General features: G+C 35.1%; 28 protein-coding genes. 27 read left to right on the top strand and 1 reads right to left on the bottom strand.

Going from position 1 to position 25,435, the window contains the following annotated elements; translation table 11 throughout:
* Nucleotides 1-114 precede the first annotated feature (114 nt).
* The 4 genes from NSQ59_RS11170 to rpsA all read left to right on the top strand — a co-directional run bounded on the left by NSQ59_RS11170 (nt 115) and on the right by rpsA (nt 3,025).
* Nucleotides 115-297 (top strand): DUF5359 family protein, encoded by a 183-nt coding sequence (locus NSQ59_RS11170; protein WP_055739423.1) that lies wholly within the window; start codon nt 115-117, stop codon nt 295-297.
* Between the two features lie 134 nt (nt 298-431).
* Nucleotides 432-1,109, top strand: a complete 678-nt coding sequence (gene cmk / locus NSQ59_RS11175; RefSeq protein ID WP_055739424.1) for a (d)CMP kinase — start codon at nt 432-434, stop codon at nt 1,107-1,109.
* The gene (locus NSQ59_RS11180) at nt 1,106-1,687 is read left to right on the top strand and encodes a lysophospholipid acyltransferase family protein (protein ID WP_055739425.1); all 582 of its coding nucleotides are present in this window, start codon (nt 1,106-1,108) and stop codon (nt 1,685-1,687) included. Before cmk ends, NSQ59_RS11180 begins: the two co-directional genes overlap by 4 nt.
* Nucleotides 1,688-1,885: 198 nt before the next feature.
* Nucleotides 1,886-3,025 (top strand): 30S ribosomal protein S1, encoded by a 1,140-nt coding sequence (gene rpsA / locus NSQ59_RS11185; RefSeq protein ID WP_055739426.1) that lies wholly within the window; start codon nt 1,886-1,888, stop codon nt 3,023-3,025.
* A 63-nt stretch (nt 3,026-3,088) separates the two neighbouring features.
* On the opposite strand, the gene NSQ59_RS11190 is transcribed toward rpsA, so the two are convergent.
* Complete coding sequence (locus NSQ59_RS11190) at nt 3,089-3,223, bottom strand: YpzI family protein (protein WP_083489282.1); 135 nt, start codon at nt 3,221-3,223, stop codon at nt 3,089-3,091.
* A 183-nt stretch (nt 3,224-3,406) separates the two neighbouring features.
* Here NSQ59_RS11190 and NSQ59_RS11195 point away from each other — a divergent pair, with 183 nt between their 5' ends.
* From NSQ59_RS11195 to NSQ59_RS11305, 23 genes are all read left to right on the top strand, one after another.
* On the top strand, nt 3,407-4,009 hold the full coding sequence (locus NSQ59_RS11195) for a YphA family membrane protein (protein WP_055739427.1): 603 nt from the start codon (nt 3,407-3,409) through the stop codon (nt 4,007-4,009).
* 271 nt (nt 4,010-4,280) lie between these two features.
* Nucleotides 4,281-5,591 (top strand): ribosome biogenesis GTPase Der, encoded by a 1,311-nt coding sequence (der, locus tag NSQ59_RS11200; RefSeq protein WP_055739428.1) that lies wholly within the window; start codon nt 4,281-4,283, stop codon nt 5,589-5,591.
* A 19-nt stretch (nt 5,592-5,610) separates the two neighbouring features.
* Complete coding sequence (locus tag NSQ59_RS11205; RefSeq protein ID WP_055741197.1) at nt 5,611-6,651, top strand: NAD(P)H-dependent glycerol-3-phosphate dehydrogenase; 1,041 nt, start codon at nt 5,611-5,613, stop codon at nt 6,649-6,651.
* A 416-nt stretch (nt 6,652-7,067) separates the two neighbouring features.
* The gene (locus NSQ59_RS11210) at nt 7,068-7,271 is read left to right on the top strand and encodes a DUF2768 domain-containing protein (protein WP_055739430.1); all 204 of its coding nucleotides are present in this window, start codon (nt 7,068-7,070) and stop codon (nt 7,269-7,271) included.
* 70 nt (nt 7,272-7,341) lie between these two features.
* Nucleotides 7,342-8,052, top strand: a complete 711-nt coding sequence (locus NSQ59_RS11215) for an LptM family lipoprotein (protein WP_055739431.1) — start codon at nt 7,342-7,344, stop codon at nt 8,050-8,052.
* A gap of 292 nt (nt 8,053-8,344) precedes the next feature.
* A complete protein-coding gene (gene spoIVA, locus NSQ59_RS11220; RefSeq protein WP_055739432.1) occupies nt 8,345-9,823 on the top strand; it encodes a stage IV sporulation protein A in 1,479 nt (492 codons plus the stop codon).
* Nucleotides 9,824-10,074: 251 nt separating this feature from the next.
* Nucleotides 10,075-10,347 (top strand): HU family DNA-binding protein, encoded by a 273-nt coding sequence (locus NSQ59_RS11225; protein WP_055739433.1) that lies wholly within the window; start codon nt 10,075-10,077, stop codon nt 10,345-10,347.
* 220 nt (nt 10,348-10,567) lie between these two features.
* Nucleotides 10,568-11,134 (top strand): GTP cyclohydrolase I FolE, encoded by a 567-nt coding sequence (folE, locus tag NSQ59_RS11230; RefSeq protein ID WP_126648624.1) that lies wholly within the window; start codon nt 10,568-10,570, stop codon nt 11,132-11,134.
* Between the two features lie 25 nt (nt 11,135-11,159).
* The gene (gene mtrB, locus NSQ59_RS11235; RefSeq protein WP_055739434.1) at nt 11,160-11,393 is read left to right on the top strand and encodes a trp RNA-binding attenuation protein MtrB; all 234 of its coding nucleotides are present in this window, start codon (nt 11,160-11,162) and stop codon (nt 11,391-11,393) included.
* A gap of 311 nt (nt 11,394-11,704) precedes the next feature.
* On the top strand, nt 11,705-12,523 hold the full coding sequence (locus NSQ59_RS11240; RefSeq protein ID WP_055739435.1) for a heptaprenyl diphosphate synthase component 1: 819 nt from the start codon (nt 11,705-11,707) through the stop codon (nt 12,521-12,523).
* Nucleotides 12,524-12,526: 3 nt separating this feature from the next.
* Nucleotides 12,527-13,228: a demethylmenaquinone methyltransferase gene (locus NSQ59_RS11245; RefSeq protein WP_055739436.1), complete on the top strand. Its 702-nt coding sequence runs from the start codon at nt 12,527-12,529 to the stop codon at nt 13,226-13,228.
* A gap of 16 nt (nt 13,229-13,244) precedes the next feature.
* On the top strand, nt 13,245-14,207 hold the full coding sequence (gene hepT, locus NSQ59_RS11250) for a heptaprenyl diphosphate synthase component II (RefSeq protein ID WP_055739437.1): 963 nt from the start codon (nt 13,245-13,247) through the stop codon (nt 14,205-14,207).
* A 187-nt stretch (nt 14,208-14,394) separates the two neighbouring features.
* Entirely contained in the window at nt 14,395-14,841 is a 447-nt protein-coding gene (ndk, locus tag NSQ59_RS11255) for a nucleoside-diphosphate kinase (RefSeq protein ID WP_055739438.1), read from the top strand.
* Between the two features lie 112 nt (nt 14,842-14,953).
* The gene (locus NSQ59_RS11260) at nt 14,954-15,727 is read left to right on the top strand and encodes a CheR family methyltransferase (RefSeq protein ID WP_055739439.1); all 774 of its coding nucleotides are present in this window, start codon (nt 14,954-14,956) and stop codon (nt 15,725-15,727) included.
* 153 nt (nt 15,728-15,880) lie between these two features.
* Nucleotides 15,881-17,053 carry a chorismate synthase gene (gene aroC / locus NSQ59_RS11265; protein ID WP_055739440.1) on the top strand — a complete coding sequence of 391 codons (1,173 nt, stop codon included), beginning with the start codon at nt 15,881-15,883 and terminating at the stop codon, nt 17,051-17,053.
* A 1-nt stretch (nt 17,054) separates the two neighbouring features.
* A complete protein-coding gene (aroB, locus tag NSQ59_RS11270) occupies nt 17,055-18,119 on the top strand; it encodes a 3-dehydroquinate synthase (RefSeq protein WP_055739441.1) in 1,065 nt (354 codons plus the stop codon).
* A 117-nt stretch (nt 18,120-18,236) separates the two neighbouring features.
* The gene (gene aroH, locus NSQ59_RS11275; RefSeq protein ID WP_055739442.1) at nt 18,237-18,605 is read left to right on the top strand and encodes a chorismate mutase; all 369 of its coding nucleotides are present in this window, start codon (nt 18,237-18,239) and stop codon (nt 18,603-18,605) included.
* Between the two features lie 13 nt (nt 18,606-18,618).
* Nucleotides 18,619-19,710 (top strand): histidinol-phosphate transaminase, encoded by a 1,092-nt coding sequence (gene hisC, locus NSQ59_RS11280; RefSeq protein WP_055739443.1) that lies wholly within the window; start codon nt 18,619-18,621, stop codon nt 19,708-19,710.
* 39 nt (nt 19,711-19,749) lie between these two features.
* Nucleotides 19,750-20,853, top strand: a complete 1,104-nt coding sequence (locus NSQ59_RS11285; protein WP_055739444.1) for a prephenate dehydrogenase — start codon at nt 19,750-19,752, stop codon at nt 20,851-20,853.
* A 29-nt stretch (nt 20,854-20,882) separates the two neighbouring features.
* Nucleotides 20,883-22,175, top strand: a complete 1,293-nt coding sequence (gene aroA, locus NSQ59_RS11290; protein WP_055739445.1) for a 3-phosphoshikimate 1-carboxyvinyltransferase — start codon at nt 20,883-20,885, stop codon at nt 22,173-22,175.
* Between the two features lie 552 nt (nt 22,176-22,727).
* Entirely contained in the window at nt 22,728-23,405 is a 678-nt protein-coding gene (locus NSQ59_RS11295) for a hypothetical protein (protein ID WP_152982366.1), read from the top strand.
* Nucleotides 23,406-23,430: 25 nt separating this feature from the next.
* Entirely contained in the window at nt 23,431-24,693 is a 1,263-nt protein-coding gene (locus NSQ59_RS11300) for a tetratricopeptide repeat protein (RefSeq protein WP_055741199.1), read from the top strand.
* 186 nt (nt 24,694-24,879) lie between these two features.
* Nucleotides 24,880-25,419, top strand: coding sequence for a ReoY family proteolytic degradation factor (locus tag NSQ59_RS11305; RefSeq protein ID WP_055739447.1), 540 nt, complete (start codon nt 24,880-24,882; stop codon nt 25,417-25,419).
* Nucleotides 25,420-25,435 lie beyond the last annotated feature (16 nt).

The following is a 25,435-nucleotide window of genomic DNA, read 5'->3' on the forward strand; positions in this document are numbered from 1 at the left end:
ACGAAATCCGTACGCCGATGAGCAAGGCGCTTTCGCTTTTCTTAGTATAAATCATTTTTCAAATCCCTATACTGTAAACGATGGAAGAGCAATTTACTCGTTGGGGTGAGAAGGATGAAAATAGTGGAACGCTGGATGATTAAAATAGTTATTTGCCATGTCCTATTACTACTATTTTTTCAATTTATTTTCGGTCAATTTCAAGTTATGAAAGACTTGCAAAGAATAACGTTTTACGAAGGCGTCAATCATCAAAATGAAACACCAATCATGGAAACATGGAAGAAGAATCAATAAAGACGGAAAGTTTTCCTGTCTTTTTTTCTGTTTTTATCTTCAAAAACAAAAGTGATTGTATCACTTATCTACCATTTTTGTGTTAATATAATAAAGATTAATTACTTAGGTTATGATTAGTAGGTGAATAGGCAATGAAAAAAATTCGTATTGCAATTGATGGACCAGCAGCTGCTGGAAAAAGTACAGTAGCTAAGATTATCGCAGAAAAGCTATCATATATTTATATTGATACAGGCGCGATGTATAGATCATTAACATATAAGGCCATTAAAAATCAGGTGGATTTAGATAATGAAAATGCATTGGCAGATCTTTTGCTTAATACAGATATCAAACTAATGGCAAGTGAAAATGGACAATTAGTTTTTGTCGATGGGACGAATGTTACCAATCAAATTCGCGGGTCAGAGGTGACAAATTCTGTATCCATCGTATCAAAATATCGTTCTGTACGAGAAGAAATGGTTAGGCGCCAAAAGGATTTGGCAAAGGATGGCGGTATCGTGATGGATGGTAGAGATATAGGAACACATGTCATACCGGATGCTGAATTAAAGATATTTTTATTAGCAAGTGTGGATGAACGGGCAGAAAGAAGGCATGCAGAAAATATATCTAAAGGATTTCCCTCAGATATAAATAAGCTTAAAGAAGAAATCGAATTAAGGGATAAATTAGACTCTGAAAGAGAAGTAGCTCCTTTGCGTAAAGCAGCAGATGCTATTGAGTTAGATACTACTTCGTTAAACATTAATGAGGTGGTGGATAACATTATGCATCTTGTCCATGAAAGGATTGGAATGGCGTGACATTTTATTCATTTGCTAAAGCAGTAGTCAATTCGATTTTTAGGCCGCTATACAGAATGGAAGTTATTGGTTTAGAAACATTTCCTAAAGAAGGCGGTGTCCTTTTATGTTCAAATCATATTGATAACTTTGATCCGCCAGTAGTAGGGATTACATGTCCGCGACCTGTAGTTTTTATGGCTAAAGAAGAGCTATTTAACACACCAGTTATTAAAACTTTAGTGACTAATTTAAATGCCTTTCCTGTTAAAAGAGGAATGAGCGATCGTGAGGCGCTTAGAAAAGGTTTAGCGGTTCTCAAAGAAAATAAAGTATTAGGATTATTTCCCGAAGGACATCGCAGTAAGACTGGTGAGCTTGGTAAGGGGCTTGCAGGTGCAGGTTTTTTTGCTTTAAGATCAAATGCACATATTGTTCCTTGTGCAATTATCGGCCCGTATAAACCTTTTAAAAAGCTGAAAGTTATATACGGAAAACCAATTGACATGGATATCTACAGAGAAAATAAAGCTAGTGCGGATGAGGTAACTGAAGTCATTATGAATAATATTCGCATGCTTTTGGAAAAACATCGATAAGCGACTACTTTACTTGACAAAATATCATATTTGTAAGAAGTTAGTAGAGAGAATATCTTTTTGAATTATTAGATATTAGAATGATAAAGTCATAAAAATCATTCTGTTTTTAACTGAAAATTCTTGTCGCTTGTTCCTTATAATAAGCAAATAGGAAAAGCAGAAAGATTTCAGCAGTTCGATTAAGGAGGAGTACATATGACAGAGGATATGAATCAAGTAGAAGTCAGAACTTTTTCAGAGAATGATAAAGTTAAAGGAACTGTAACCAAAATTGAAGAAAAGCAAGTGCTTGTTTCAATTATTGGAAGTAAACTTGATGGTATTATTCCAATAAGCGAACTTTCAAGTCTGCATGTTGAGCATGCTTCAGATGTAGTAAAAGAAGGAGACGAACTAGAATTAGTCGTAACAAAAGTGGAAGAAGATGCTCTAGTTGTTTCTAAGCGAAAAGCAGATGCTGAAAAAGCATGGGAAGAAATGAAACGGCGTTTTGAAACTGGAGAAGTTTTCGAATGCTTAGTAAATGATGTAGTGAAAGGCGGTCTTGTAGTTGATCTGGGTGTAAGGGGATTTGTGCCTGCATCTTTAGTAGAGGATCACTATGTTGACGATTTCACGGATTATAAAGGTAAAACATTATCATTTAAAATTGTTGAATTAGATCAAGAAAAAAATCGTCTTATCCTGTCTCACCGTGCTGTTATTGAAACAGAGAAGGAACAAAAGAAGAAACAAGTACTAAAGAATATTAGTGCCGGTCAAATTTTGGAAGGTGTTGTACAGCGAATTACTAATTTTGGTGCATTCGTAGATATTGGAGGAGTAGACGGATTAGTTCATATTTCTCAACTTTCCCATAAACATGTTTCGATGCCTTCGGAAGTTGTTCAAGAAGGTGATAAGGTACAAGTAAAGGTACTTTCTGTTGATTTAGATAATGAGCGTATATCTTTGTCTATAAAAGAAACCCAGCCTGGACCTTGGACTAATATTGAAGAAAAAGCCGCAGTAGATTCCGTTTTAACTGGAGTAGTGAAACGAATCGTATCCTTCGGTGCATTTGTGGAAGTATTACCTGGAGTAGAAGGCCTTGTTCATATTTCACAAATTTCCCACAAACATATTGGTACTCCACATGAGGTATTAAAAGAAGGGCAACAAGTTCAAGTGAAAGTTTTAGATGTAAATGAAAAAGAACAACGACTTTCCTTGAGTATTAAGGAATTAGAAGAAAAAGAAGCCGACAATCATGTTGAATACGAATTACCGGAGGAAGCAAAAGGTTTCCAACTCGGTGAAATGATTGGAGATAAATTAAAAGGTTTAAAAAATTAACCAAAAAGGAAAAGGGCTCATCGTTAATATAGCTCTTTTCCTTTTTTATTTCTCACTTGCAAATTATCCACGCTGTCTTTTCCTTGCTTCCTCAGGACCTTCTAATTTGGTTGCGCCGTCATAATGTAATGCTTGATCTCGATCAGATTCTACTCTCCTGCTATTTTTTAACTTCTTTTCTTGTCTGTCTTTACCCATCCATAACACCCCCTTTAGTTATGTTAAAAAGGATCAACAGGGATAACTTGAGTGATGCCTTGACACCCTGATGTTTTGATCCGCTTATATCTTAAGGATATCTCCATAAATATTTGCTATTCACGATTAGAACTTTTTTTATTTTCCCATAATGAATAATGGTTAGTGATGGGAGGGATTGGAGTGTCAGGCTCAATTTTTATTGGTTTTTTGTGGGGGACATGGATCGTCGCCACTTTTCTTATGCATAAACAACATAAATATCGTTTTCCGTTAGCCTTGCTTTCTTTAATATTATTAATCGTATATCCATATAAAATTCATATATCCCCATTTAGCATTCAACTTCCAGCTATTATTCTTCTTATTATTGGATATGTTTATATTACTTATCTTTCATTTGTAAAAAGATTATTTATGATGATTGCTATTATTGTCATGGTTACCGGATATACTGGCTTTTTATTAATGACCTTATATGATCCCGTATGGATCATTTTCGATTATCATTTAATGTCGGCAATATTTATTTTTTTTATTGCACAAATTCTTTTTCCTAAAAATTTATTTTCTCACCTAGTTTGTTCCGTTCTAGGTACTATTCAGGGAGAAGTAGTTTATGGGGTTATATTGTCTAAATGGGGATTTTCTTATAGTGCTTGCTCTGGTGATTATTTAGACACTTATACCATCTATTTATTTATTTCTTTAACCTGGTTTTTTATCCGGTATATATCTTCCAGCATGTCTTTAAAGAACTCAATTGGAAAACAAAAACATGGTTAAGGGTTAGGGAATAGGTGTAAATTTTGAGAAAAGGAAAATAAACTTTCATTGATTGCAAAACATATTATTGTTAAACTATTAAAGCTAGTGCTCATTCCAATACTTTATAATGAATGGAATGGATTTCTTGATTATTATGCATTATTACCCATGAGATATATCACTTATGATGGTGTATAAATATTTGTTTTTGCTAGCGTGATGGACAAAATAACGGATATGAAATGTCGAATAAAAGATGAAATTTGAAATATATGAAAGGGTGATGAAAGTGGCAAAACCAGTTGTCGCTATTGTAGGTCGTCCAAATGTGGGGAAATCGACAATCTTTAATCGAATTGTGGGGGAACGTGTCTCCATTGTAGAGGATATTCCCGGCGTTACAAGAGACCGTATATATAGTTCAGGGGAATGGCTGACTCATGATTTTAATATTATCGATACAGGCGGTATAGATATTGGGGATGAACCGTTTTTAGAACAAATTCGTGCCCAAGCTGAGATTGCCATTGATGAAGCGGACGTCATTATTTTTATTGTAAGTGGCCGTGAGGGAGTAACATCTGCTGATGAAATGGTGGCTAAAATTTTGTATCGTTCTAAAAAGCCAGTTGTATTAGGAGTAAATAAAATTGATAATCCTGAAATGAGAGATCAAATATATGATTTTTATGCACTAGGTTTTGGGGAACCTTTTCCGATTTCGGGTGCTCATGGAATAGGCTTAGGAGACTTATTGGATGAAGTTGCGAAGCATTTTCCTGCGCAGGATGAAACATCATATGATGAAGATGTTATTAAATTCAGTTTTATCGGCCGTCCAAATGTCGGGAAATCGTCACTTGTGAACGCTATATTAGGGGAAGAACGTGTTATTGTAAGTGATATAGAAGGTACCACTAGGGACGCAATTGATTCGACTTATACGTTTGAAGATCAAGAGTACGTGATAATTGATACGGCAGGAATGCGAAAAAAAGGGAAAGTATACGAGAGCACAGAGAAGTATAGTGTATTGCGTGCTCTAAGAGCTATTGAACGTTCAGATGTAGTATGTGTTGTGTTAAACGGTGAAGAAGGAATAAGAGAGCAAGATAAACGTATTGCGGGTTATGCTCATGAAGCTGGAAGAGCAATCGTTATTGTAGTGAACAAATGGGATGCAGTTGAAAAAGACGAGAAAACAATGAAGAAGTTTGAAGAAACGATTAGAGAGCACTTTCTCTTTTTAAGCTATGCGCCGATTGTATTTTTATCTGCTAAAACGAAGAAGAGGGTCAATACACTAATACCTGTCATTAAGATGGTAAGTGAAAATCATGCTTTAAGGGTGCAATCCAGCATCTTAAATGAAGTTATTATGGATGCGGTTGCTATGAACCCAACCCCTACAGATAAAGGACAAAGGCTAAAAATATATTATTCCACTCAGGTATCGGTAAAACCACCAACCTTTGTTGTTTTTGTTAATAATCCTGAATTAATGCATTTTTCATATGAGAGATTTTTGGAAAATCGAATTCGTGATGCGTTTAATTTTGAAGGAACACCAATTCGAATTTTATCACGTCAAAGAAAATAACACATGTGCAGGTGATATCATGTCAAATGTAAAAGAAAAAGTAGCTGTTATCGGAGCAGGGAGCTGGGGCACGGCATTAGCATTAGTTTTGGCGGATAATGGCCATGAAGTACGATTGTGGGGACATAAGCAGGAACAAATCGACGAGATTAATAGTAAGCACACTAATGAAAAATACTTACCTAACTTAAAACTGCCGGAAACAATTGTTGGGATAAGTTCACTGTCAGCCGCTTTGGAGGGCATGGACATAATCATTCTTGCAGTTCCGACAAAGGCTATTCGAGAAGTCCTTGGGAAAATACGTGAATTTCAAAAATTCCCTTTGACCATTGTTCATGTAAGTAAAGGAATAGAACCAGATTCACTACTTAGAATTTCAGAGATGATCGAACAGGAATTACCTTCTTCCGTACTTAAAGATATCGTCGTCCTTTCCGGACCAAGTCATGCTGAGGAAGTTAGTTTAAGACATCCTACAACTGTGACAGTTTCATCTGAAAATATGGATGCGGCAAATATGGTACAGGATCTTTTTATGAATCAACATTTTCGTGTCTATACAAACCCTGATGTAATTGGTGTGGAAATTGGCGGCGCATTAAAAAATATAATTGCCCTTGCTGCAGGAATTTCTGATGGGTTAGGGTATGGAGATAATGCGAAGGCAGCACTCATTACTAGAGGGTTAACAGAAATTGCACGTCTTGGTACAAAGATGGGGGCAAACCCCTTAACTTTCTTAGGTTTATCGGGAATTGGGGATTTGATAGTGACTTGCACAAGTGTGCATTCTAGAAATTGGCGTGCTGGTAATATGCTGGGAAAAGGAAAAAAACTAGATGAAGTTTTAGAAAGCATGGGGATGGTAGTGGAAGGCGTAAGAACGACAAAAGCGGCCTATCAGCTTTCGGAAAAATATAATGTAAAAATGCCGATAACGGAAAGTTTATATGGCGTTCTATTTAATGATAATAATCCAAAGGAAGCAGTGGATCAATTAATGGGACGATTAAAAACAAATGAAATGGAAGATTTAACTAATGGATTGGTTGATTAACCATTTGCATCGAAAAAATTTAATGCTAATATCCAACTGAGGTTTTCTTGAATTTTTCACTGGGGATTAATTTTTTGTCTAAAAGGGATATCCATAGACAAGAATTTAATTATATGGGCATTCGAGGATGCCAACCAGAACAATGTGGCATAAAATGCTATGAAGTAATTAGCTTTAAGCCAAAGGTATGGGTATTTGTCTATTTTTTATTAAGAAGTAAGGTAACGCTCCCTTACTTCTTTTTTTTGTATTTCCCGAACACTCATCCAAAAAATACAATTTATTAGGGAATATATGAATACATTTCATTTTCCTGTCAAAGTCATATCATTCCATTTTTATTCGCTTATGATATAATATTTGGCGGGTATGCACTCTTTTAATTTTATAAATATTTTATAAAGGTGGTTTGATGGATGTCACTGTCCATGCTCAAAATGTGGATTTCCATTGCTGCAATGGGGATTATGGCCATAGCAATGGTAACCATATATGTAAGCAGATACAAGTTGAAATCAAAGGCGTTTAAATTTATTACTGCTTTAGTAGCATACATATGTTTAATAGTAGGCGGATTAATGATGTTTTATGTTGTACTTAGCGGCCCGACGGACAGCTAGTTGATTTTGAAAGGAATTTTAATATTTAATTTATTTGGTTTATATAACCATGAAAGGATGTCCCATAGGTTTGAAAAAAATAATACTTGGCGTTATTCTGATTACCTCTATTTCATTATTGAGCGGATGTTTGTATCCTCAAGACAAGCTTGCAAAAAATCAAGTTCCTTATGATGACCAAATACAAACAGTACAAACAGCTGTCGAAAAGTTTCAAAAAGATAATGATGGAATTCTCCCAATTAAAACGGAGGAAAAAAGTGCATCAATATATGAAAAATATCCAGTAGATTTTAATAAATTAATCCAGAACAGATACATGTCCGAACCGCCTGGAAATTCATATGAAAATGGCGGAATCTTTCAATATGTTATTATCAATGCTGAAACAAAACCAGCTGTTAAAATATTTGATTTGCGTATTGCTGAAAAAATACGTGAAATTAAGATACGTATTGCTGCCCAAGGGTATCCGCCGTTTGGTAAGCAAGTTGCATATAATGTTTATTCCATTAACTTTAAGAAACTAGGATATAAAGATGAACAATATGTTGTATCGCCATATACAAATAACAATCTTCCTTTTGTTATCAATGGTTCAGGTAATATATTTGTTGATTATCGCATGGATTTATATCAAGCACTTAAAAAGGATCATACTTCTTACAAACAGGGTGATGACATCAGGCCTTTATTAACAAGACATTCTTCCTTTGTACCCGCTTATTCATTGCCCTACACTATAAATAAAAAAAATGAACCAGTCTTTATGACAAAATAGTCATAACCCTTTCTCAGACAATATATATTGTAGAGGAAGGGTTTTTATTTATTATAAGTGGTTGTTCAAAAAAGCTAACACAAACTAGGTTTGACGAAACAGTGTACTAGTCTTCAATATTTTTGAAGCTAAACATTACTTATCTATCTTTTTGAACACTAATTATAATTAAATCTATAAAAAAATTACTCTTTATAGTCATATCATAATAGGACAACATCATACACATATATTGTCCAATCATATTTAACGGATGTAAAGTCCCGGTAACTTAATGTGGGGAGGGAATTTCTTGGAAAAGGTAGATATTTTTAAAGATATCGCTGAAAGAACTGGTGGAGACATTTACTTAGGAGTGGTGGGAGCAGTTCGTACCGGTAAGTCTACATTTATTAAAAAATTTATGGAGCTGGTTGTTTTACCTAATATCTCCAATGAGGCAGACAGAAATAGAGCACAAGATGAATTACCGCAAAGTGCGGCAGGAAAGACGATCATGACGACAGAACCAAAATTTGTTCCTAATCAAGCTGTTTCAGTACATGTTGGTGAAGGTCTTGATGTAAATATTCGTCTCGTTGATTGCGTAGGGTATACTGTGCCAGGTGCGAAAGGCTATGAAGATGAAAATGGTCCGCGGATGATCCATACACCTTGGTATGAAGAACCAATATCCTTTCATGAGGCAGCAGAAATCGGTACGAGAAAAGTTATTCAAGAACATTCCGTAATTGGAGTCGTAATTACGACAGATGGATCGATTGGGGAAATACCACGCTATGATTATGTGGATGCTGAAGAAAGAGTAATTGCCGAATTAAAGGAAGTAGGTAAACCATTTATTATGGTAGTTAACTCTGCTAGACCACATCACCCAGAAACAGAATCACTCAGATTGTCGCTTGCCGAAAAATATGATATTCCAGTGGTGGCGATGTCAGTGGAGAGTATGCGTGAAGGGGATGTTTTAAACGTCCTTCGTGAAGCGTTGTACGAATTCCCTGTTCTGGAAGTCAACGTTAATCTTCCGAGCTGGGTAATGGTATTAAAAGAAAATCATTGGTTGAGGGAAAATTATCAAGAAGCCGTGAAAGAAACAGTAAAGGACATTAAGAGACTACGAGATGTAGATCGTGTTGTTCAATATTTCAATGAGTATGATTTTATTGAAAATGCTGGATTAGCAGGAATTGAAATGGGTCAAGGTGTAGCGGAAATTGATTTATTTGCACCTGATGAACTGTACGATCAGGTATTAAAAGAAATTGTGGGGGTAGAAATTCGCGGCAAGGATCATTTACTTGAATTAATGCAGGATTTTGCCCATGCAAAGACAGAATATGATCAAATTTCCGATGCGTTGAAAATGGTGAAGCAAACAGGTTATGGAATTGCCTCTCCATCCCTGCAGGATATGAGTCTTGACGAACCTGAAATTATCCGACAAGGATCACGATTTGGAGTACGTCTAAAAGCAGTAGCACCATCCATCCATATGATAAAAGTAGATGTGGAATCTGAATTTGCACCGATTATCGGCACAGAAAAGCAGAGCGAAGAACTAGTAAGGTACCTAATGCAGGACTTTGAGGATGATCCGCTGTCCATTTGGAACTCTGATATCTTTGGTCGCAATTTAAGCTCAATTGTCCGAGAAGGGATTCATGCTAAACTTTCGCTTATGCCGGAAAATGCTCGGTATAAACTAAAAGAAACATTGGAAAGAATCATTAATGAGGGATCTGGTGGTTTAATCGCCATCATTTTATAGGCAAAAAGAGGTGCCATCTAAAAAAAATGGCACTTTTTTTGTGTTTTTATGAAAAGTTTCCCATTAAATCAATATTTATTCTTGCTAAGCCAATTTTAATATGATAATCTTTTATCAGAATTGTTGTTGTTACAGGAATCAACAACGTTCTTTACGGTTTTTTCACTATTTATGTATAGAAACCGTTTAATTTGTTTACAAATGTAATATTTAACAAAAAAATGTTCCTTTTTTGGGAGGAGGTGAATGGCATGAACAAAACAGAACTAATCAATGCTGTTGCAGAAAGCACAGAATTATCAAAAAAAGACGCGACAAAAGCTGTTGATGCTATTTTCGATACTATTCAAAGCGCATTAGCAAATGGCGATAAAGTACAACTAATTGGATTCGGTAACTTCGAAGTTCGTGAACGTGCGGCTCGTAAAGGACGTAACCCACAAACTGGTGAAGAAATCGAAATCGCAGCTAGCAAAGTGCCTGCATTCAAACCAGGTAAAGCGCTTAAAGACGCTGTTAAATAAGTACATACTTTACTTTGAGCGTATATTAAAAGGACTGCATTTCGCAGTCCTTTTTATTTTCCCTTCTTTGGATTGTTTCATGCATGGATAAAAGCTGAATTGAATTTTGCTGACCATCGTAGTGTGTGCTAATATTAAAAAGCTATCATTATTATTTTGTATTATAGATCAGCATGTAACGATATTTGTGATACTAATATGTAAATAAGGAGAATATTAGGTGGACGAGGCAAGCTTAAAGAAAATTGAACTAGGTGTTCGAATGATTCTAGAGGCCATTGGTGAAAATCCCGAGCGTGAAGGTTTAGTAGATACTCCAGAACGTGTAGCAAAAATGTATGAGGAAATTTTTGCAGGATTAAAGCAGGATCCGAGTGAATTTTTTGATGTCATTTATAGTGAAAATCATGAAGAATTAGTGCTTGTAAAAGATATAGCTTTTTTTTCTATGTGTGAGCACCATCTTATCCCTTTTTATGGGAAGGCACATATAGCGTATATTCCGCAAGATGGAAAAGTTGCTGGTTTAAGCAAATTAGCCAGAGCTGTTGAGTCTATTGCAGGCAGACCGCAGCTACAGGAACGAATTACGACTAACCTTGCCGATGTGTTAATGGAGAAGCTAAATCCAATGGGGGTATTGATTATGCTGGAAGCTGAGCATATGTGTATGACTATGCGTGGTATAAAAAAACCAGGAACGAAAGCAATTACTACTGCTGCGAGAGGCATCTTTAAAACGAATAATTCAGTAAGGTCCGAAGTTCTTTCCATAATGAGGGATTAATTTTAACAAAAAAGGAGGAAGTTCAATGCCAACACCAAATGGAACTAATGATTTTATCGTAATAAAGGCTGTAGATGATGGAGTAAGTGTAATTGGGTTAACGCGAGGAACTGATACTAGATTCCATCATACGGAAAAATTAGATCGCGGAGAAGTAATGATTGCTCAGTTTACGGAGCATACATCAGCCATTAAGATTAGAGGAAATGCTAAAATTTATACAAGTATTGCTGAATTAAACAGTGAATCGAAGAAATAAAAGTCATGAAATGATCGAAACTAGTGAAATAAATCACAAATACATACAGTTTAAATATTTTTATGTTATAATATATTTTGTTCTATTTTTAATGGCTTTTTTCGTAAACTTATTGTTATTGGTACTTTAGAATACCTGCAAATATTTACTTTAAAATGAAACAATGTTTAAAAATTACGAAAAAATGCCCTGGTGAATATAATTAATTTGATTTTAATATTTTATAAAAAAACATTTTATACGATAACAGCTTTCTTAAATGAAGCATAAGAAAAGATATATATCCAGGAAAGAAATGGGGATTAAGGGTTATGTCATTGCAAGAATCATTAAATCTAGTGGCCTCTATAAAGGAGAACGTCCAACAAAAGATTACACATCATTATTTAACTAAATACATAGAGCTTCCCTTCATCGATGAAGACCGCATTATTCTTTTATTAAATAGTATGGTGGATCAAAATATTCCAAAGAATGATGTGGAAAAGTTTGTCACTAGTGCTATGCTTATTCAAATTGCCCTTGATACCCATGATAAAGTAACAAACCACGGTGAGGATTTAAAAAAACGACAGCTTTTAGTTCTATCCGGAGATTACTTTAGCGGATTATATTATAAAATCTTAGCGGAAGTTGATAATATTCCTTTAATAAAAGTATTAGCAGAAGGGATTAAAATCGTTAATGAATCTAAAATTGCACTTTATCGAAATAAAGATAATGACATTGATACATATATGAATAACCTGAAGAATGCAGAGTCAACAATTGTAACCAAATTTTGCAGTTATTTTGGAAGCAGTCATCTGTATCCGATTGTGGAAGACATTTTGTTCCTAAATCGCCTAATAAGGGAAAGAGAAATGGTGAATGGTGGCGAAACATCGGCATTATTTGAAGGACTTGTCAAATGTATTTTCCCAACAAAAAAAGTACTATTTCACCAATTATCAGCTGAAATGAAGAGAAGAATTACCGATACATATGATCAATACATAACTTTTTCAAAAAACCGGTTAAAGGAATATTTGAAAGAGCTAAAAAATCCTAGTCTTTTATTAGGCCAAAGAATAAAGTTTTTGGTGATGGAACGTCAAACTGTTTTTAATTTACATTTGGAGGAAGGATAAGCTATGTCTACAAAGGAAGAACGTGTCCATACCGTATTTGAAAATATTTATGATAATTATGACAAAATGAATTCCGTTATTAGTTTTCAGCAACATTTAAAATGGCGCCGAGATACGATGAAGAAAATGAATGTCAAGGAAGGTGCCAAAGCTCTTGATGTTTGCTGCGGAACCGCCGATTGGACCATTGCTCTGGCAAATGCAGTAGGATCTAATGGAAAAGTATACGGGCTAGATTTTAGTGAAAATATGCTGAAAATTGGCAAGGAAAAAGTAACAGGGTTACCGCAGGTAGAGTTAATCCACGGCAATGCAATGGAACTCCCATTTGATGATAATACTTTTGATTATGTCACAATAGGATTTGGTCTCCGAAACGTCCCTGACTATATGCATGTGTTAAAAGAAATGTATCGTGTTGTGAAACCTGGCGGAATGGCAGTTTGCTTGGAGACTTCACAGCCGACTATGTTTGGATTTAAACAAGGGTATTATTTTTACTTTCGCTTTATCATGCCTGTTCTAGGAAAACTATTGGCGAAGAGTTATAAAGAATACTCCTGGCTCCAAGAATCTGCTAGAGATTTTCCGGGAATGAAAGAATTAGCTGTGATGTTTGAAAAAGCAGGATTTATCAATATACAATATAAGCCATACAGCGGGGGTGTGGCTGCATCGCATATAGGGTATAAAGAGAGACAATAAGCTGGGTGGATATAATATGAAATTACAAATGATGTATTCGTTTATGAAAGCGGATATTGATCTAATTGAAAAAGAGCTGCATAAGGCAATAACTTCTGATTCGGATCTGATTCAAAAAGCATCACTTAATCTAATTGAAGCTGGTGGAAAAAGACTGCGACCAATTTTTGTATTGCTTTCCGCGAAATTTGGGAAATATGATATCCAAGCAATTAAGAATGTTGCTGTGGCGTTAGAGTTAATACACATGGCTTCGCTTGTTCATGATGATGTTATTGATGATGCTGAACTAAGAAGAGGAAAGCTCACCGTAAAGGCAAAATGGGATAACCGAATTGCTATGTATACTGGAGATTATATTTTGGCATGTTCTTTAGAGTATATGACTAAAATCGAAAATGTCGAGGCACATCGGATCTTAGCCAATACAATTACAGAAGTGTGTTTAGGTGAAATTGAACAAATAAAAGATAAATATCGATTTAACCAAAATTTAAGAGATTATTTAAGACGTATTAAAAGAAAAACAGCTTTATTAATTGCGGCAAGCTGCCAATTAGGGGCAATCGTTTCTGGCGCAAGTGAAGATATACATAAAAAGCTCTATCAATTCGGATATTATGTTGGAATGTCCTACCAAATTACGGATGATATTCTTGATTTTACAGGAACGGAAAAAGTGCTCGGAAAGCCTGCAGGAGATGATTTGCTCCAAGGAAATATTACACTGCCGGTCCTCTATGCAATGAATAATATGAATGCCAGAACCAAGATTTTAACGGTACACGAGAATTTGAATAAAGAAGAAATGAAAGAAATTATTTCTGTTATTAAAGAAACAGGTGCAATTGAAAAAGCCCACAAAATAAGCCAACGCTATTTACAAAAAGCATTATCCGTCATTAAAGACCTTCCTGAAAATCGAACAAAAAAGTCATTAATTGATATTGCTAATTTTGTCGGCAAGCGAAAATTTTAATTTATAAAAGATAAAAATGCTGAAGCTTAAATATCAAATGATTTTGTTAGGAATTATATTTATTACTGAAAAACTTATATATCTCGAAAGCGTTATCAATAACTTATTGTCAAATTCCGTTATTAATGTTACTATTTTCATGGGTATTTGCCCGTATCAACAAGATACATAACTAGGAGTGGTAATAATGGAAAAAACATTTTTAATGGTGAAACCTGACGGGGTACAAAGACAATTAATCGGTGAAATTGTTTCCCGTTTTGAGAAAAAAGGCTTTCATTTAGTTGGTGCTAAGTTAATGAAAGTTTCGACTGAATTAGCTGAAAAACATTATGGCGAACACAAAGAACGTCCTTTCTTTGGAGAATTAGTTGATTTTATTACATCCAGCCCTGTTTTTGCGATGGTTTGGGAAGGTGAAAATGTCATTGCCACAGCTCGTCAAATGATGGGGTCTACAAATCCAAAGGATGCACAACCTGGAACAATTCGCGGTGATTTTGGTGTCACTGTTGGAAAGAATATTATCCACGGTTCTGATTCTCCTGAAAGTGCAGAAAGAGAAATTGGTCTGTTCTTTAAGTCAGAAGAATTAGTAGATTATACAAAATTAATAAATGAATGGATTTATTAATAACGTTTGGATTGGTTAACTACCAATCCTTTTTCATTTTGAAAAAATTTTTTGTCTAAAGTGAAAATCTTTCGCTATAATTAATTTAAAAAATACCTTTGGGAGTACAGGCATGGATCGTGATTATCAAGATTTTATCTTTCAAATAAAAAGAAAGACAGGAATAGATTTAGCGTTATATAAAGAAGCACAAATGAAAAGGAGACTCACTACTTTTTATGAAAAAAAGGGCTATACATCATTTCATGATTTTTTTAAAGCGCTAAATAGTGATGCAGATTTACTTAATCAATTTTTAGATCGAATGACCATTAATGTGTCGGAATTTTACCGTAATAAACAAAGATGGGATGTTCTGGAGAATAAAATTCTGACAAGACTATTAAAAAATAATCAAACAATAAAAGTATGGAGTGCGGCTTCATCAACTGGTGAAGAACCATATACATTATCGCTTGTTTTATCAAACTATATACCACTAAACAAAATTTCGATACTGGCTACCGATATTGATGCTAATGCCATCCAAAAGGCAAAAATAGGAGTATATCCTGAACGGTCATTACAGGAAGTACCTATGTCTGCAAAAGAAAAGTACTTTAAAAAACAAGGCGATTATTATGAAATTGCTGATGTAATAAAACAAACAGTATCTTTCAAAAAACATAATTTGCTAGCGGATCGATTTGAAAAGAATTTTGATCTAATTGTTTGCCGAAACGTGTTAATTTATTTTACAGAGGAAGCAAAAGAAATATTATATCAAAAATTTAGTGATGCGCTTAAACCAGGCGGAGTGCTTTTTGTTGGAAGTACAGAACAAATTTTTAATCCTATAAAGTATGGACTTGAAATTGAGGATACATTTTTCTACAGAAAAGTGTAAAAAACTGTTGCTTATCAACAGTTTTTTTGTTATTAATGTTTGTTAAAAGGATAAAAAGTTCTAATTTTTTTAATAATATACTATGTTTGTGCAAAGGGTTTTATGATATAGTGATACATAATTCCTTTAAAGTGATGAAGGGGGTATAAACAAATGAGATATTTAACTGCTGGTGAATCACATGGGCCGCAGCTTACAACAATTATAGAAGGATTGCCTGCGGGAATGCCATTAACCTCAGAGGATATTAATTATGAGCTGGCACGCAGACAAAAGGGTCATGGACGCGGAAGAAGAATGCAAATTGAAAAGGATACCGTAAAAATTGCCGGTGGTGTAAGGCATGGGCATACACTTGGTTCTCCTCTAGCATTAGTAGTAGAAAATAATGATTGGAAGCATTGGACAAAGATCATGGGTATAGAACCACTAGAGGAAAATGAAGCAGACGAGGTTAAGCGTAAAGTAACAAGGCCAAGACCAGGTCATGCTGATTTGGTTGGCGGAATCAAATATGGACATCGCGATATGAGAAATGTCTTGGAACGTTCGTCTGCTAGAGAAACAACGGTAAGGGTTGCTGCAGGAGCGGTGGCTAAAAAGTTATTGTCCTTATTAGGAATAGAAGTTGCGGGACATGTACTGGAAATAGGCGGAATAAAAGCAAACCCACCTATCTATCAAAACATAAAAGAATTACAGCAAAAAACTGAAAATTCTCCTGTACGAGTGTTTGATGAGACTGCGGAAAAGCAGATGATGGAAGCAATTGATTTGGCGAAGAAAAACGGAGATTCCATTGGAGGAATTGTTGAGGTTATTGTCGAAGGAATGCCTGCAGGTGTAGGAAGCTATGTTCATTATGACCGCAAGTTAGATGCCAAAATTGCTAGAGCAATCGTAAGTATTAATGCCTTTAAAGGTGTTGAGTTTGGATTAGGCTTTGAAATGGCCAGAATACCTGGCAGTCAAGTTCATGACGAAATAGTTTGGGACAAGGAAGATGGTTATACAAGAAGAACGAACCGTCTTGGCGGTTTTGAGGGCGGTATGTCAACAGGTATGCCTATTGTAGTTAGAGGGGTTATGAAACCAATCCCAACTCTGTACAAGCCATTGCAAAGTGTAGATATTGAAACAAAGGAACCATTTACTGCAAGTATCGAGAGGTCGGATAGCTGTGCTGTACCGGCAGCAAGTGTTGTTGCAGAAGCGGTTGTCGCTTGGGAATTAGCGTCTGCGATTACAGAACAATTTTCCAGCGATCGTTTTGACGAATTAGAAAAAATCATTGCAGAACAAAGAGAATATGCTAGGAAGTTTTGATATGGATTCAATAAATATTTGTACGTCATCTAAAAACTATTCTGTATATATAGGAAATGAGATTGTACACCTGTTAACAAAAGAAGTAGAGGGATATTCCAAAATTTTCATCGTAACGGATAAACATTTGGAATCATTGCATTTGCAAAAATTAACACAGCATCTTCCGGAGATAGAAACACATATTTACATAGCCCCAAATGGGGAGCACGCAAAAACATTTTCGGTGTTTGAGGATTGTATTACATATGCACTTCAAAACGGGTTTGATCGAAAGTCAATTGTATTAGCTTTCGGCGGTGGAGCAATTGGAGATTTAGCAGGCTTTGTGGCTGCAACCTATATGAGAGGAATTCCCTTCATTCAAATTCCGACAACAATATTAGCACATGACAGCGCGATTGGCGGAAAGGTTGCTATCAATCATCCATTAGGAAAGAATATGATTGGCGCTTTTTATCAGCCAGAACTAGTTTTATATGATATTCAATTTTTAGCAACTCTTCCAAGCAAGGAAAGAAGAAGCGGATTTGCAGAAGTAATAAAACATGCTTTAATTTCTGATCCAACATTTTTACAAGATTTAATGGTGAAAGTTAATTCCTTAGACTCTATTCCAGTTCATGATTTACAGATGTTTTTACGAAAAGGAATGGAAGTAAAAGCGAATATTGTTCGTTTAGACGAAAAAGAACAAAATATCCGTGCATATTTAAATTTTGGGCATACTCTTGGCCATGCATTAGAGTCGACCGCAGGTTACGGTAATTTAACACATGGAGAAGCAGTTATGATTGGCATCGTATATGCTCTGCAATTAAGTATAGAAGTGCTTCAACTACAATTTCCTATAAAGGAATTTACCACATGGCTTGAAAGTTTGGGATATAAATGGAGAATACCAGCTGATATGGATTTTGAATCTATATTTGAATGGATGGTAAGAGACAAAAAATCTGTTTCTAATACACCAACCTTTGTATTATTGCAAGAGATAGGCAAGCCTGTAATGCAAAAAGTCGATAAATCACTTTTACAGAAAACCTATCATCTATTGCAAGCATAAAAACTAATGCGCAAGCCGATCGGCGCTGAATCAAAACGTAGACAACTTTTCAAGAAATCATCCACATATTTAATAATTTTCTTAATATAGAGAAAAGAATTTAAAGGGGAGAATGAAATGATTCGCGGAATTCGTGGTGCAACAACAGTCTCTAATAACCAAGAAGAACAAGTCATTGATGCCGCTGATGAGTTATTGCGGAAGATGATTGAGTCGAATGAAGTAGAAGCAACGGATGTTGCTTCTGTTTTCATATCTGTAACATCTGATATAAATGCAGCATTTCCTTCGAAGGCTTTAAGAAGATTCCCAGATTGGAAGTTTGTTCCCATTATGTGTATGCAGGAAATTCCTGTCGTGGATAGTTTACCGTTGTGTATTAGAGTGATGCTTCATGTAAACACAACCAAATCACAAGCTTCCATTAACCATATTTATTTAAAAAATGCTGTCATTCTGCGTCCAGATTTAGCTTCAAATAACTAGGGAGGTTACGAAGATGAAATGGAAAAATCAAATTCTTAATTTAGAGGCATACAAGCCTGGAAAAACGATAGATGAAGTAAAAAAGCAATATAAACTTGAGTCAATTGTAAAATTAGCGTCAAATGAAAACCCATATGGATATTCACCAAAAGTCGACCAGGCATTAAAAGATTTTAAAGCATCTTATATCCTTTATCCAGATGGTTATGCATCTAATTTGCGGGAAGTAATGGCAGATCTTTTAAATGTGGATGCAAGGCAGCTTATTTTTACAAATGGTGCGGATGAGTTAATTCAAATTATTTCACGAGCCCTACTTGAACCAGGGAAAAATACTGTAATGGCGAATCCGACTTTTTCACAGTATAGGCATAATGCCGTTATCGAGGGAGCGGAAGTTCGGGAAGTAGATTTACTTAATGGTAAGCACGACTTAAAAGGAATGCTTTCACAAATAGATGAAAACACAGCAATTGTATGGGTATGCAACCCGAACAATCCAACTGGTACGTATATGCTTGAAGAAGAATTGCAAGTATTTTTAGAACAAGTTCCAAGCGATGTATTGGTAGTGCTTGATGAAGCGTACTTTGAATATGTCGACAAAGATATCGCATATAATTCTCTATCATTTCTTGAACAGTTTCCTAATCTTATAGTGATGAAAACTTTTTCGAAAATCTATGGTTTGGCTAGTTTTCGTGTAGGATATGGAATTTCATCTATTGCCAATATCCAAAGTCTTGATCCGGCACGTCCTCCTTTCAATACGAATGTACTTGGTCAATTAGCCGCATCTACAGCTATTTTAGATAAGGATTTTGTTGAAAGTTGTCGCTTAAAAAACGAAACGGAAAAACAAAAATATTATGATTTTTGTCAAGAGAATCATTTGAGTTATTTTCCAACACAAGCAAATTTCATTTTAATTGATTTTGCATGTGATGGAGATAAAATATCCCAATTTTTATTATCGAAAGGACTTATTGTTCGTTCAGGAAAGGCATTAGGATATCCAACAGGTGTCCGGATAACGCTAGGTTCGAAGGCGCAGAATCAACAGGTAAGAAACGCCATTAAAGAATTTATGGAACTAAATTCTTAATTAAAGAGCTTAAACGGTTTTTTCTACAGGAGGATTTTCATGCGGGGAAATGTATTTATTGTCGGCCTTGGTTTAATTGGAGGATCATTGGCTTTAACCATCAAAAAACAGCATCCAGATGTGATTATTCATGGATATGATGTGAACGAAGAGGAAATGAATAAAGCAATAATTCTTAAAATCATTGATAAAAAAGCAGAATCCTTTCAGCAAGGAGCTGAAATTGCTGATTTAATTATCCTGTCAACACCGGTTTTAGTAACCGAAAAATTAATGGTGCAATTGGCAAATCTGCAATTAAAAGAAAACGTTCTAATTACTGATACAGGAAGTACGAAAAAAACTATTGTCGATAAAGCCAAAGTCCTTACCGAGAAGGGGATACAATTTATCGGAGGACACCCGATGGCTGGATCACATAAAAGTGGTGTTACAGCTGCCAAAGAACAACTTTTTGAAAATGCATTTTATATCTTTACACCAAATTCCAGCCAGAAGACAGAACAAATCAATACATTAAAAGAGTGGCTAAGTGGAACAAAAGCAAGATTTATGGAACTTACTGCCGAGGATCATGATGAAATGACAGGAATATTAAGCCATCTTCCGCATGTTATTGCTTCGTCATTAGTAGAACAAGCAAAAGAGGCAGAGGAAAACTACCCATTGCTATCAAGACTTGCTGCTGGCGGTTTTCGTGATATTACGAGAATTGCTTCTAGCGACCCGACGATGTGGGCAAGCATCAGCTTATTAAATAGAGACGTGTTAGTGAGGTTATTAAAACAATGGATTGGTAAAATGAATCATATTACCGATTTAATTCAGGAAGAAAATTTTGATGAACTTTATGCCTTTTTTCAGGAAGCGAAAGTTTTTAGGGATGAACTTCCAGTTCATTCTACGGGTGTTATTCATTCCTTCTATGACTTGTTCATTGATATCCCCGATTATCCGGGGATTATATCAGAAATTACAGGTTATTTAGCTGAAGAAAAAATTAGTATTACGAACATAAGAATTTTAGAAACTAGGGAAGATGTCTATGGAGTTTTACGAATTAGTTTCCAAAATGAGCAGGATAGAAGTCTTGCAAAAGAATGTTTAGAAAAAAGAACAACATATGACTTGTTTATCCAATAATAAGTTTGTTTTTGAAAAGGGTGAATGTAGTGGAGTATAAAGAGCTTATATGTAACCAACACAATTTATTCGGGACGATCTCAGTGCCTGGGGATAAATCAATTTCCCATCGTGCCATTATGTTTGGAGCGGTTTCACGCGGGGAAACGATTGTAAGAAATTTTTTATTTGGTGCAGATTGTTTAAGTACCATTTCTTGCTTTCGGAAACTGGGAGTTCGAATTGAACAAGAGCAAAATGAAATAAAAATTTATGGAGAAGGTTGGAATGGACTGAAAGAACCTTCCTCTATCCTTGATGTCGGAAATTCAGGAACCACTACTCGATTAATGTTGGGAATTCTTGCTGGAAGACCATTTCATTCCGTTGTAATAGGGGATGATTCTATTGCCAAGAGACCGATGAATCGCGTCGTTTTGCCGTTAAGGAAAATGGGGGCTACTATTAACGGACGTGAAAAAGGAAACTATACTCCAATCGCTATACAAGGTGGTAGTCCATTAAAGTCTATCACTTACGAACTTCCAGTTGCTAGCGCACAAGTGAAATCTTGCCTACTTCTTGCCGGTTTGCAAGCAGATGGAGAAACAACCATAATAGAGCCAACTGCTACCAGAGATCATACGGAAAGAATGATTCAGCATTTTGGAGGAGAATTATCCGTCCAAAATAACCGAATAACCGTTAAGGGCAATCAACAGCTTACGGGTACAACCATCGACGTTCCAGGTGATATTTCTTCAGCCGCTTACTTTATGGTCGCAGCAGCAATTATGGAAAATAGTGAAGTCATCTTGAAAAATGTGGGGCTGAATCCAACCAGAACAGGGATTATCGATGTATTAATAAAAATGGGAGCAGATATTACAATCGAAAAGGATACGAACACTTCCTTTGAGCCTGTTGGCACTGTTACAGTCAGAAATTCTACTTTAAAAGGAATCGAAATATCTGGAGATTTAATTCCTAGATTAATTGACGAGCTTCCTATTATTGCTTTGTTGGCTACACAAGCTGATGGAAAAACTATTATAAAAAATGCAGAGGAATTAAAAGTAAAAGAGACGAATCGCATCGATGCAGTAGCAAAAGAATTATCACGATTAGGAGCAAATATTTTACCGACTGATGATGGGATGATTATTACCGGAAAAACACCTTTACACGGTGAAACCGTCTCAAGCCATGGTGACCACCGAATTGGGATGATGTTAGGCATTGCTTCTTTAATTTGTAAAGATAAGGTGACGCTAGAAGGATATGAAGCCATAGAAGTTTCTTACCCCAACTTTTTTGAGGATTTACAATCACTGATTAAATAAGAAAAGCGCAAGCGCCGCAGCACTAGCGTACGGATTTCGTAGTCGCTCACCTCGAGATAAAGGAAACACAGTGAGGTAGTTCACGAACAAGTGAAAATAAGCACTTTCATTTTCAACGAGTAAAATTTGAAATGTAATTTTACTCGTTGACTTATCGTAGGGAGGAGACGTGAAATCCGCTAGCCGGTGGCTGCTTGTGCTAGACTAAGTGTAATCTTTTGTTTATGAAAAAATTATACTTTCTCTTATAAAAAATGATGAAAAAGAAACTATTACTAGTTTCTTTTTTGTCATTTTCTTCCCCTATTTTTCATAGTTTGTCTATAGATAAATAAAGCGGGAGGGAAAGAAATGTATATTATTGAGAAAGCAAATATAGAAATGGAGAATAGGGAAAAAGTAACTTCATTACTGATAAAAGATAACAAAATCTATTCTATGAAGGATTCTTTTAAAAGAAATAATTATATAAGGATGAATCTTTCAGAGTTTATTATGACTCCGACACATGTTATGGCCGACCTGAATGCTCCTCCTTCCGGTTTTCAAGAGATGAAACAATATTTTATAGATAATTTTTTATTAAAGGGAACGGGTACCATAATTAGTGCTTTTTCCATTCAGTTTGAAAATCAATTTGAAGATGAATTGAGAAAAAAAAGAACCTCTCTAATAAACAGTCCGATTGATTATGTCATTGCTGTTAAACTTCCTCTAGGGAAAATCTCCACAACCATTATTAGAAAATGCAAAAGAAATAAAATTCCTATTATTTTTGTTGAATTGAACGGCTTTGAGGATTTAATTGAAAAGCCATGGGGATGGATTAAGGAAGCAATGTTCCCTTATAATCCAATACTAGTTCCGATTTTTACTTCGCAACAAAAAGCTAAAAAAAATTTGTTAAAAATATGGAATGAAATATTGGACAAAGAAAAGATTCCGCATATTTTCGATGAAATTCCCGAAAAAACTCCAATCGAGCTAAAAAATTTGAAAAAATTTGGTGTGTTCCCGAAAAGAGGAGATTTAAGCATTGGGAGCGAAATAAATTATAACTTATATTTTAAAGCTAATAAAGTTGATGAACGAGGCTTAATTCATTATGATAAAGATAAGTTAGCAGTTATGGTCCAAAAAGGGCAAATCACAACTTCTTGTCATGAGGTTATTTATCGACCAGGCTTTGGAGAAGAACTTATGATTGAAAGTACTTCTCTTTTTGTATAATTTTGTGTTTGGAAAGGGTAATATTATGTCAAATGTACAGCAAATGTTAAAACATATAGAAGAAGGGAATATGAATCAAGCTGAAAAGTATTTGAAAAGTATTAAAGAGACAGGAACAGATGAAGAAATATTTACTTCTGCAGAGGAACTTCATCAATTAGGATTTCTTCTTGAAGCAAAGGAGCTTTATGAACAATTGATACAATCTTATCCTGATGAAGGAGAGCTTAAGATATTATTATCTGAGGTTTATTTAGATTTAGATCAAGAGGACGAAGCAATTTTTCAACTCGATACCATAATGGAAACAGATCCCGATTATCCGCGGGCATTACTTTTATTAGCTGATTTATATCAAATGCAAGGACTTATAGAGGTAAGCGAGCGGAAATTGCAGGAAGCCAAGGAAATACTTCCTGATGAACCAATTATTGATTTTGCATTGGGTGAACTTTATTCAGCCAGCGGTAATTACGTAGATGCAATAAAATATTATAGAACTGTCCTTAATCAAGGGCATGAAACCATTGCGGGAAATAATATTCACGGTCGACTAGCTGAAGTACTTAGTTCTGCAGGTGAATTTGAAGAAGCTTTACCGCATTATGATCAAGCGCTAGAGGAACATTTGGAAATTAATACGTTATTTGGCTTTGGCTTTACCGCTTATAAAGCTGGGCATTATAGAAAGGCTATTGAAATATTTTTAAAACTGAAGGATATAGATCCGGAATTCCATTCGCTTTACCTTTATTTAGGCAGAGCTTATGAGCAAGAAGAAGATGTAAAACAGGCATTAGAAACTGTTAAAGCAGGATTAAAAGTAGATGAATTTAATAAGGAACTATATCAATTTGGAGGCAAAATCGCTTTAAAAAGCGGTGAAGAGGCTTTAGCGGAAGATTATTTTAGAAATGCGTTAGCCCTTGATCCCGGATATATTGATGCTGCTATTACATTAAATAAATTATTATTGCATCAAAAACGATTTGAAGATGTTCTAGAAATATCAAAACAAATAGAAAAAGAGGGTGATCCTGACCCGAGTATATATTGGGATATGGCAATCGCTTATCAACATATAGAACAATATTCACAGGCATTAAAATATTATGAACTCGCATATAATGATTTAAAGAATAACCTTGAATTCCTTGAAGAATATGGATATTTCCTTATTGAGGAAGGAAAGAGAGATGAAGCGGCGCAAATTTTTCACAGCCTATTGAAAGAAGACCCGACCAACGAAGAATGGATTTTGCTTTTGGAACGTTTTGAAAATGAGTAAGGATATTTTTTAATCTTTGTTTATTTTATATGGGGATAATTTTATTTCACCTAAGAGATAAACATCCTTTCAAGAAAAGTTGCCAAAAACGTTATCCCGTTAGGATTTTTTGGATTGAAAAACAGATCTTATGCGACAAAAATAAAAATTAATGGACTATACTAATTATGCAGAGGAGGGATTCCTTTGGCTGCAACTCCTGTATCTGTCAACGAGAAGAAGGATTTTATTCGCTGGTTTTTAAATCATTATCAATTAAAGAGAAGAGAATCAGTGTGGATCTTGAATTATTTAATGAGTCATGACCAATTGATGGAGAAGGTCCATTTCGTAGAGGAAGCACAGTATTGTCCAAGAGGCCTTATCATGTCCACCCATTGTGTCGATTTAGTCCCGTTTCGATTTTATAAAGAAAATATCATGACTACAGATGCGGAAAAATCATTTCATGATATTCGGTTAAACCGCGATGAAGATATTTATATTCAATTAAATTTTAAAGATGCCAACATTTCTTATCACTATGCTGCTGTTTTAGAAGAAAATCCATTCATGCCTAAATTATTAAGAATTAATGATGAAGATAGGAGACTTGCCGAAAAATTTCTGGAGCGAAGCATTAAAAGCTTTCAAAAAGAAAAAATCTTGAAAGAAATTGATGATGCCTTAGATAGAAATGATTTGGAAACATTTTTAGAATTAACAGAGCAGCTAAAAAAACTATAAAAGAACCATCCTCTTG

This window comes from Margalitia sp. FSL K6-0131 (assembly GCF_038008735.1).
Classification (GTDB): domain Bacteria; phylum Bacillota; class Bacilli; order Bacillales; family Bacillaceae_C; genus Margalitia; species Margalitia shackletonii.

Bases quoted from the DNA above. Each gene is read 5' to 3' on its own strand.
- NSQ59_RS11170 (WP_055739423.1), top strand. From the start codon at position 115: ATGAAAATAGTGGAACGCTGGATGATTAAAATAGTTATTTGCCATGTC.
- NSQ59_RS11225 (WP_055739433.1), top strand. From the start codon at position 10,075: ATGAACAAAACAGAACTAATCAATGCTGTTGCAGAAAGCACAGAATTA.
- NSQ59_RS11190 (WP_083489282.1), bottom strand. From the start codon at position 3,223: ATGGGTAAAGACAGACAAGAAAAGAAGTTAAAAAATAGCAGGAGAGTA.
- aroC (WP_055739440.1), top strand. From the start codon at position 15,881: ATGAGATATTTAACTGCTGGTGAATCACATGGGCCGCAGCTTACAACA.
- NSQ59_RS11295 (WP_152982366.1), top strand. From the start codon at position 22,728: ATGAAACAATATTTTATAGATAATTTTTTATTAAAGGGAACGGGTACC.
- aroB (WP_055739441.1), top strand. From the start codon at position 17,055: ATGGATTCAATAAATATTTGTACGTCATCTAAAAACTATTCTGTATAT.
- NSQ59_RS11300 (WP_055741199.1), top strand. From the start codon at position 23,431: ATGTCAAATGTACAGCAAATGTTAAAACATATAGAAGAAGGGAATATG.
- ndk (WP_055739438.1), top strand. From the start codon at position 14,395: ATGGAAAAAACATTTTTAATGGTGAAACCTGACGGGGTACAAAGACAA.
- hepT (WP_055739437.1), top strand. From the start codon at position 13,245: ATGAAATTACAAATGATGTATTCGTTTATGAAAGCGGATATTGATCTA.
- hisC (WP_055739443.1), top strand. From the start codon at position 18,619: ATGAAATGGAAAAATCAAATTCTTAATTTAGAGGCATACAAGCCTGGA.
- NSQ59_RS11245 (WP_055739436.1), top strand. From the start codon at position 12,527: ATGTCTACAAAGGAAGAACGTGTCCATACCGTATTTGAAAATATTTAT.
- mtrB (WP_055739434.1), top strand. From the start codon at position 11,160: ATGCCAACACCAAATGGAACTAATGATTTTATCGTAATAAAGGCTGTA.
- rpsA (WP_055739426.1), top strand. From the start codon at position 1,886: ATGACAGAGGATATGAATCAAGTAGAAGTCAGAACTTTTTCAGAGAAT.
- NSQ59_RS11240 (WP_055739435.1), top strand. From the start codon at position 11,705: ATGTCATTGCAAGAATCATTAAATCTAGTGGCCTCTATAAAGGAGAAC.
- NSQ59_RS11260 (WP_055739439.1), top strand. From the start codon at position 14,954: ATGGATCGTGATTATCAAGATTTTATCTTTCAAATAAAAAGAAAGACA.
- NSQ59_RS11205 (WP_055741197.1), top strand. From the start codon at position 5,611: ATGTCAAATGTAAAAGAAAAAGTAGCTGTTATCGGAGCAGGGAGCTGG.
- aroH (WP_055739442.1), top strand. From the start codon at position 18,237: ATGATTCGCGGAATTCGTGGTGCAACAACAGTCTCTAATAACCAAGAA.
- cmk (WP_055739424.1), top strand. From the start codon at position 432: ATGAAAAAAATTCGTATTGCAATTGATGGACCAGCAGCTGCTGGAAAA.
- NSQ59_RS11285 (WP_055739444.1), top strand. From the start codon at position 19,750: ATGCGGGGAAATGTATTTATTGTCGGCCTTGGTTTAATTGGAGGATCA.
- NSQ59_RS11210 (WP_055739430.1), top strand. From the start codon at position 7,068: ATGTCACTGTCCATGCTCAAAATGTGGATTTCCATTGCTGCAATGGGG.